The organism is Candidatus Pelagibacter communis (assembly GCF_001180205.1).
Lineage (GTDB): Bacteria > Pseudomonadota > Alphaproteobacteria > Pelagibacterales > Pelagibacteraceae > Pelagibacter > Pelagibacter ubique_O.
Window position 1 is genome coordinate 1 of record NZ_CVSU01000005.1, and the last position, 986, is coordinate 986.

The window sequence follows — 986 nt, forward strand, 5'->3', positions numbered from 1 at the left end:
TACCTGGCCTACCACCTGCTTATCAATACCTTTTATGATAATTGTATTTGCATTGGGTGTTTCAAAAGTAATTCCATCAGGCTTTTCAAAATAAATTGGATGTGAATACCCAATATTTAAAATTAGAAAATCACCTTTAGTAGCATCAGCCGAATATCCCACTCCAACTAAATTTAATTCTTTTTGGAAACCTACTGTAACACCTTCAATCATATTCGCAATAAGTACACGGGTTAAGCCATGAAGTTCTCTCTGCTGTCTTTCATCAGATTTTCTAGTAATAACCACATCTTTATCATTAATCGAAATATTTGATTCAGGATGGAATACCTGTGTTAATTCTCCTAATTTACCTTTAACAGTAATCTCAGTATTTTTATTTTTTAATTCTACACCTTCAGGTATGGGAATAGGTTGCTTACCAATATTTGACATAATAAATATTTACTCCTTTTACCATACCTGGCAGAGTACTTCTCCACCAATTTGTAATAATTTTGCTTTTTTATTAGACATTACACCTCTAGATGTTGATAATATTGCCATTCCCATACCATTTAATACACGGGGCAATTGATCAGCTGTAACATAATGTCTGCAACCTGGTTTACTATCACGCTTAATGCCATGTATAACTGGGTTTTTATCATTATCATAGTTCAAAAACAACCGCAGATTCCCTTGGACACTATTTGTCACCAAAATAAAATCACGGATAAAATGCTCTTCTTTTAGAATATATGAAATCCGTTTTTTTAAATTTGATGAGGGAATATCCACCCATGGCTTATGCGCACTTTGCGCATTACGAATGCGTGTTAAATAATCAGCTATTGGATCTGTCATTGACATTATATACCTACCAGCTAGCTTTCCTAACACCAGGGATAAAACCCTTCAGCGCCATTTCCCTAAAACAAATACGACAAAGGCCAAATCTTCGATAAACAGCATGAGGTCTGCCACAATTATTACAACGTGTGTAC

General features: G+C 34.6%; 3 protein-coding genes. All 3 read right to left on the minus strand.

What is annotated here, in order from left to right; all coding sequences use genetic code 11:
* Positions 1-435, minus strand: a 435-nt coding sequence (locus AMO08_RS00055; RefSeq protein WP_075484195.1) for a 50S ribosomal protein L6, incomplete at its 3' end; no start/stop codon positions are given.
* 18 nt (positions 436-453) lie between these two features.
* A complete protein-coding gene (gene rpsH, locus AMO08_RS00060) occupies positions 454-852 on the minus strand; it encodes a 30S ribosomal protein S8 (RefSeq protein WP_075484196.1) in 399 nt (132 codons plus the stop codon).
* A 7-nt stretch (positions 853-859) separates the two neighbouring features.
* Positions 860-986 (minus strand): type Z 30S ribosomal protein S14 (locus tag AMO08_RS00065; RefSeq protein WP_075484197.1); only part of this gene is annotated, 127 nt, incomplete at its 5' end.